We start from the raw sequence: 7,026 nt of genomic DNA, 5'->3' as shown, positions 1-7,026 counted from the left end.
GATAATCATGGAGGAGCCGGATGCGACGACCCGCACGTCCGGATCTGTGAGAGGCCTATGCGCTTGCGCATAGGCCTACTCGATCTTTTTTGTTCTATTGACAGATAAATCTACATGATGTAGCTTTAAAATAGAACTACATCATGTAGATGGAGGAGGGGGTTTGTTTAAATGGCAAAAATCTCAGAGGCTGAACGAGAAATTATGGAGATTATCTGGAAGCACGCACACCCGATGACAACAGCAGATATTTTGCAGGTGCTTCCTGAAGGGAAGTGGAAGCAAAGCACAGTCATTACTTTTTTGGCTCGTTTGATGGAAAAGGGAGTTGTTAAGGCAACACGGATTGGAAAAGCCAATCAATATCAGGCTTGTATGACTGAATCGGCATATCGCGCAATGGAAACGAAGCAATTTATTCAGGATGTTCACCGAGGCTCTGTATCGGGGTTAATTAGCGCCTTATGTGATACGGGAGAACTGAATAAGGAAGATATTGAAGAGCTAATAAAGCGTCTTAGAGAGTAGGTGGAGCATGCTTATTCTTTATTATTCCATACTGCTCATGTCCGTGGTGACTTCGACGTTACATGTTGGGTTATGGCTGCTAGAGAAGTGGACCAGAACTTATTTCTCCGCGAAATGGCATTACGTTTCCTACATTCTGGTATATACCTTCTTTATTTTTCCTTACTTTAAGGCCATAACTTTTTTAAGTGAGCGATTTTCGATTCAATCAAATGTCCATTCCATGGTAGTCCCTATTCAAGCAGCGGTTCAAGAAGCTACGGAAGTGTCCAAGCCTCGTACGGAGGATATTAGCTCGGTGCCTAATCAGTCAACTTATGTATTACAAGCTGATTGGCATATATTGAATGTGATTCCCTATCTGTTTCTTACAGGGACAATTATTTTTCTCATAGTGGCGTTCATTCGCAATTTCAAGATTCATCATCGAATGACTTCGGTTTGTGAACAAACATATGATCTTAACCTTATATTGGATCTGGAAGCCAGCAAGCAAAAGTTGGGGATCAAAAGAAATGTTGCGGTCTACTTCGCGCCATACGTTAGCTCGCCTTTCCTTTATGGCGTTATCCGACCGCGCATTGTTTTGCCAGCAGGCATTGAATTTACAACTGATGAGTATCGGCAAATTTTTCTGCATGAATTGACCCACTATAAGCGATATGATATTTGGATCAAATTATTTTTGATTATTGTAAATGCCTTACATTGGTTTAATCCGCTTGCCTATAAAGCAAGGCGAGACATTGATCGATACTGTGAACTGTCCTGTGACGAGCAACTGGTTCGTTCCATGAATTTGACAGAGCGAAAGCAGTATTGCGAATTGTTGTTAAGTGTACTGTGGAACGTCACTGATCAAAAAACCCAAGTTTATACTGCTTTTAGCGATAAAGGAACCTATCTTGAAAGGAGAATTAGTATGATTCTGAACAATAAAGGTGCAAAGCGAAAGTCGATTCAACTTCTGTCCGGTGTGGTTACCCTATTCATAATCCTTGGTGGCTCGGCTGCTGTATACGCGGGAAGCATTAATGCTAAAAGCGTGACGGAGTTGAACGATTCAAAACCTGGCGTTGTACTACTGAGTGAAATTAAAAAGGAAGGCAACATCGAGCTTGCTGTAGAAAAAGCAGCGAGCAGAGAGTATCTCACTGCCTACAAGGAAATTCATCCAGGCGAAAGTAAAGGGTTTGGCGGTTATGCGCTTAAAAAGGGGGATTCTCTTACACCGACATTTTCCTCTGCTGGCGGTGAGCTTAAAGTCTACTTATTGGAATATGACGATCAGGCGCTGGAAGACGGTGAGTTATTGAACAGCAATTCCAAACACAATTTGGTCGAATCAGGCAACTACTACTTTGTATTAGTAAACGAAGGCCATACATCAAGCACAAATGTAGAGTTAGCTGTTCAGCTTCAAGTTAATTAACCTTCCTTATTTTAACAGAAAGCGACTCTCAACGAGTCGCTTTCTGTTGTTGTCTCTAGAAGCATGCTATTGAATCATGTGGCCAGCGCCGTTCCCCCCATCCTCCTATCCTCATATCATAAATGGGGACAGGGGGATGATAGTTGTATGCTAAACAACGTTTCACTTTGCGAGAAGTTCTCAAGAATTATCGGTGGTCAACCCGGTTTTGCCGGCGGAAAATGCGTCTCAACGATAAATCGGAAACAAATAAGATCAACGATCTTGAGGAAAAGATTTCAAGTAACGTCTTCTTTCTCGTTCGAATCCTTAAATGTTCGAACCGGCAAAGCGCTTTGTCTAGGCAGGGCGGCATTCTTACAGAAAGAAGTAAATACATTCATTGCGGCCCTTTGTCGGCAAGGAATTAAAGTTTCGTCTATCCATAACGAATGGCTGTTCGACCGGCCCCAATTGATTTACGTCAATATTGAAGCGGTTGAGAGACCGCTTGTATTTGCAAGAATAGTCAGGCGCGCGTTAGATGCAATCCGCTAAGTTAGAGTTTCCGTCTCGGCAGCAAACCTTCTGCCCAAATGCTGGTTAATGATGGGAGCCCTGACGCAGAATAGAGGTAATAATTCTGTATAAAAAACTCGGAGGTCCCCATGAATGCCTTTTTCCTAGACCGCGACGGCGTCATCAACGAAAGCGGCAACGTGAACCGGGTCGCGGATCTGGTCCTGCTGCCGGGCGTGCCCGAAGCTGTCCGCACACTAAACGACTTCGGCTACGAGGCCTTCGTCGTCACCAACCAAGGCGGCGTAGGGCTTGGCTATATGCGCAAGCGCGATCTGGACAAGATTCACCGGCACATGAGCGATCAAATTGAAGAAGGAGGTGGGAAGCTCCGGGAAATCCGGGCTTGCATCCACAAGCCCAGCCAAGGCTGCCGCTGCCGCAAGCCGAAGCCGGGGATGCAGCTCGAGCTAATTGAGCGGTACGACATCGACCGGTCGGCCAGCTTCATGGTCGGCGACCGCGACGTGGACATCGAGGCCGGTCGTGCCGCAGGCGTCCGAACGATCTTTATCGGCGAGAGGGCGCTGTCGCACGTCAAACCTGACTATGTGTTCCCAAGCCTCCACGACGCCGTCACCGAGCTGCAAGCAAGCGGATTGCTGCAAGCGAGCGATAGCCGGTCTGGCGACGTATGACACAGATTCAGCATTAGAATGGTTCGAAACGCTTGTAAACCCGCTTAAGGGCACGATATAATAAACCTATTCGTACAGATGGAGGGATTAGTGCGTTGATGATGATGGCCGTTTTCTTGACAGTTGGGATCTGCTAAAGACCAACTGAATAACTCGATTGGCATGTGAGCCTGCAAGCCCGAAACCGCGGTTTCAGGTTTGTTGTCATGGCTGTTCGCATGGTTATGGCGATTCGCATGCATTCGACGATCAAGGAACGGAATATTCAATCACGCTCGATTCCAAGGCGCACCTACTAAGAGGTCGCCTTGTTGGTATATGGAGACGCGAATGAACGTTTGTTCATTTGCGTTTTTTTTATGCCGCAAACCTCAACTACGAAGGGGCAATAAAAAATGACGCTATACTTTGCGACGGTTCTGCCCGGGCTGGAGCACGTACTGGAGAACGAAGTTCGAGCGAAGCTGGCGGATGCCAGCCTTCAGCGCTCGGAACGGGGAAAAGTGTTTTTTCGTACAAGCTTGCCTTTGAAGGCATTAATGGAGCTGCGAACGGCAGACAACCTGTACCAACAAATTCGCCGCTTTCGAGTCGGTCCCCACAAAATCCACCTGGCCGAGATCGAACGGGTTCTATATGAACTGGATTTGTCCTTGGAGCTTGTCCAAACTTCGGGATTCATCCGCTTTAAAGTGAATGCCAGCAGAGCGGGGAAACACACGTATTCCCGCTTTGATGCGGCCGAGGCGGCTGCGGCTGGGATTGCGAGGCGCAATCCAAGGCTTCGCCTTGATCCGACAGGAGGACATGAAATCGAGTTCCGGCTTGACCTCCAGGAGGAGGAAGCCGTGTTCTCCTTGCGATTGACGGATGCTGGCTTTCGTTATCGCCATGCACAACGAAGCTTCACGCAGGCCGCCCTGCGCCCTTCCGTCGCGCATGCGCTTGTCTGGTTGTCGGACCCGAGGGCGGAGGATGTCGTGATCGATCCATGCTGCGGCTCGGGCACGATTTTGTCCGAACGGCTCGCTTACCCTTACTGTCAAATAGAGGGCGGGGATGTATCCGAGGCAGCGGTGGAAGCGTCCAGAGAAAATATCGGGCTTCATGAACGCCTGAAGCTTCGCCGCTGGGATGCGCGCCGTCTTCCCGTTGACGCCGGTTATGCCGATGTCATCGTGACCAATCTGCCCTTCGGCCGCCAAATCTCGGCGGACGAATACATTCCGCAGCTATACCGCGACGTCTTCAAGGAGATGAAGCGGGTATTGAACGATGAAGGACGCATGCTTTGTTTGACGGATGCGGATGCGGCGCTGCGATCGGCAGCCGACCATTTGCAGCTGAGCTGTTCCGAAATAGCAGCCATCCATTTGAAAGGGCTCCATCCGACGCTATATAGGCTCTGGAAGGCTTGAAGCGGCTGAATGCCGCTTCTTCCGCCTTTTTCCGCCAACAATCGCCATCAAGTGCACAAACTGTACATGGAGGTTCAAATTGTACATAGGAAGCCCCCGGCCGGTTCATGCTATGATAGACGATGTACAAAAAAAGTAGGGGGATTGGATTTGAACTGGGGAAGGGGAAACTTCACGCGGAGCGTAGCGTTTCGATGGATCGTGTCGTACGCCGTCATCTTATGCATACCCGTCATTCTTAGCGTTATCATTTATGGCCAAACCAGGGACATTGTCAAATATGAGATCGAACGCGCGAGCGGTGCGATGCTGCAGCAGGTGAGATATATCGTGGACGGGGAGCTGCTGCAGACGGAAAGTCTGGCCGCGCAGCTGGCCATTCGGCCGGATGTCCGGGCTCTGCTTGCTTCGTCCAAAGAAGAGAACGCTTACAACGTTTACAAAATGAAGCAAGAGCTGAGCAAGCTGTTATCCACGAACGATTTTATTCGAGGCATCTATCTCTATTCGAGTCCGCTGCATTCGGTGCTCTCGAGCGAAACGTATTTGAGGGAGCGGCTGTTCTACGAGATCAAGCATCAGACGGCCGATTTCGCTTACAAGGACTGGCTTGACCTGATGAACCGTCCGCAGTCGGGGGAGTACGTGCTGCTACCGGTCGAGCATCAAGGGAAGATCGTAAGCACGCCTTCCTATATCCGGTCGTTGTCGCTGCAATCGGCCGACCAGCCGGAGGGCACGCTGCTCATTCCGCTTAATGTCGATAAAATGATGACGATGCTGGGGAACATCGATTGGGTGGAGAAGGGCCAAGTGTTCATTATGGATACGAAGGATCAAATTCTGTTCCGGAACGGCGAAGGCCAGGCGATCGAGCCTGCGTCCTATCGGGAGTGGAGCAGCCGCGGGACGGGCACCTTCACCGGCACGTTCGAGGGCGTCGAGTCGATCATTACGATCGAATCGTCCGATACGACGGGCTGGAAGTACGTCAGCGTGTTCCCGACCGACGTCTTCTGGGAGCGCGCCGCGGCCATCCGGACGATGAACCTGCTTGGGCTGTTGCTCTGCTTCGTGATCGGCGGCGCGGTCATTTATTATTTTGCCCGCAAAAACTACGATCCGGTCAAGCAGCTCGTCAGCGTCTTCTCCCGGAATCCGTCGAAAGGGACAGGCAAGGACCTCGACGAATATACGTTCATTCGGCAAAGCGTGCTCGAGACGATTCGCGAGCGGGACGATATGAGCGACAGGCATACCAAGCAGCTTCGGGTGCTGCAGGATTATTACCTCGGACGGCTGCTGAAAGGGCAGGCGGACCGCAGCGTCCCGCTTGCGGAGCTGGCGAAGACGCATAATCTGGCTTGGACGAGCGACCGGTTCGCGGTGCTGCTGTTCTATATCGACAGCGACGAGGGAGGGACGAAGGATCTGGCCTTGTCGCAGTTTATCGTGTCCAACATCGTCGCGGATTCGATTGGCGACCGCTTGACCATCCACTTCACGGACATGGACGGCATGCTGGCGGCGGTCGTGAACGTCGATCCGGTTTGCGCGGAGCAATGGAAGGACGAGCTCGAGGACCGATTGGCGCAAGCCTACGAGTTCATCACGGCCCGGTACAAGCTTCGCTTCACGACGGTGGGAAGCGAGCTGCAGACCGGCCTCGACGGCATCCATCAGGCGTTCCTTCAAGCGCTTGAGGCGCAGGAATACCGGCTCGTGCTCGGGGAAGGCATGCTGATCTGGTACGGGGACATCAAGCAGAGCGAGGGCAGTTATTTCTTCACGGTGAACGATCAGATGGTGCTGATCAACCTGCTGAAGGCCGACGAGTATGAGAAAGCGAAGGCGACGCTCGACAATGTCATTCAGCAGGCGTTCCAGCGGGATATGTCGCATGAGATCGCCAGGTGCGTTCTGCTCGACGTCGCGACGACGCTGATCAAGACGATTCCGGGCGAGGAGCAGGCCGGCATCGCTTGGGACGAATGGCGTCCGCTGAGACGGCTGCTGTCAAGCTCCACGAAGCTGGAATTCCAGCAGGAGCTGGAGGGCATCTTCGACCGGGTATGCGGCGTGCTCCGCAGCAAGCCGAACGTACAGACGAGCGCCGGCATCGGCGAGAAGGTGATCGCGTTCGTGCAGGAGCATTATAGCGACAAAAACTTAAGCGTGTCGATGATCGGCGACCAGTTCCGGCTGTCGCCGCAGTACGTGTCGCGCTTATTCCGCGAGCAGACGGGGCAGGTCGGGCTGCACGACTATATTAGCCAGGTCCGCGTGGAAGCGGCCAAGGCGCTGCTGCTCGAAGGAGGTGGCATCGAGGAGACGGCGGCCAAGGTCGGCTTCGCGAGCAGCCACGCTTTCATCCGCGTATTCAAGAAATACGAGGGCATTACGCCCGGAAGGTTCAAGACGATCCAATGACGCGTCGATCGGGGCGAGTCGG

Annotated in this window: 6 protein-coding genes; all 6 read left to right on the top strand. The window is 51.6% G+C overall.

From position 1 onward, the window contains the following. The first annotated feature begins 171 nt into the window (after positions 1–171). The 6 genes from IDH41_RS25225 (at position 172) to IDH41_RS25200 (ending at position 7,004) form a co-directional block, all read left to right on the top strand. Entirely contained in the window at positions 172–528 is a 357-nt protein-coding gene (locus IDH41_RS25225; RefSeq protein ID WP_190866082.1) for a BlaI/MecI/CopY family transcriptional regulator, read from the top strand. Positions 529–535: 7 nt separating this feature from the next. Continuing rightward, positions 536–1,960: a M56 family metallopeptidase gene (locus IDH41_RS25220; protein ID WP_190866080.1), complete on the top strand. Its 1,425-nt coding sequence runs from the start codon at positions 536–538 to the stop codon at positions 1,958–1,960. Positions 1,961–2,107: 147 nt separating this feature from the next. Further along, positions 2,108–2,497: a DUF1259 domain-containing protein gene (locus IDH41_RS25215; RefSeq protein ID WP_190866078.1), complete on the top strand. Its 390-nt coding sequence runs from the start codon at positions 2,108–2,110 to the stop codon at positions 2,495–2,497. Positions 2,498–2,607: 110 nt separating this feature from the next. Beyond that, entirely contained in the window at positions 2,608–3,156 is a 549-nt protein-coding gene (locus IDH41_RS25210; protein ID WP_190866076.1) for a D-glycero-alpha-D-manno-heptose-1,7-bisphosphate 7-phosphatase, read from the top strand. A 395-nt stretch (positions 3,157–3,551) separates the two neighbouring features. Continuing rightward, positions 3,552–4,574, top strand: a complete 1,023-nt coding sequence (locus tag IDH41_RS25205) for a methyltransferase domain-containing protein (RefSeq protein WP_190866074.1) — start codon at positions 3,552–3,554, stop codon at positions 4,572–4,574. Between the two features lie 150 nt (positions 4,575–4,724). Continuing rightward, positions 4,725–7,004: an AraC family transcriptional regulator gene (locus IDH41_RS25200; RefSeq protein ID WP_190866073.1), complete on the top strand. Its 2,280-nt coding sequence runs from the start codon at positions 4,725–4,727 to the stop codon at positions 7,002–7,004. Positions 7,005–7,026 lie beyond the last annotated feature (22 nt).

It is taken from the genome of Paenibacillus arenilitoris (genome assembly GCF_014705655.1).
GTDB classification, from domain to species: domain Bacteria; phylum Bacillota; class Bacilli; order Paenibacillales; family Paenibacillaceae; genus Pristimantibacillus; species Pristimantibacillus arenilitoris.
This window is presented reverse-complemented; position numbering and strand designations above follow the sequence as displayed.